Annotated in this window: 1 protein-coding gene; it reads right to left on the bottom strand. The window is 60.7% G+C overall.

Annotation, left to right across the window (positions count from 1 at the left end):
* A partial coding sequence (gene tssD / locus G3N61_RS39345) for a type VI secretion system tube protein TssD (RefSeq protein WP_205825146.1) occupies window positions 1-247 on the bottom strand: 247 nt, incomplete at both ends.

Here is a 247-nt window from a genome sequence, read left to right as displayed (position 1 = left end):
GCCTCGGTACCGGCGATCGCATGAGTCCAGGTGATCTTGCGGTACGCCATGGAGACCTTCACCAATTGGGTGTACTCGGCCTTGCTGGGGTCCTGCGCGTGCGGCAGCGCGGTGTTGATATTGACGATCGTGGCGTCTTCCAGCTTGGTCGTGAAGAAATGCTCCTGCTTGCCTTCAGTAGAGGTGCGATACCACTTCACTTCCACTTCCGGGAGCGTCTCGCCCGCCGCCAGCGCCTGGTACAGCA

The organism is Burkholderia sp. Ac-20349 (assembly GCF_017104865.1).
GTDB lineage: Bacteria > Pseudomonadota > Gammaproteobacteria > Burkholderiales > Burkholderiaceae > Burkholderia > Burkholderia aenigmatica.
Note: the sequence above shows the minus strand (reverse complement) of the source record. Positions and strands in the feature narration are given on the sequence as shown.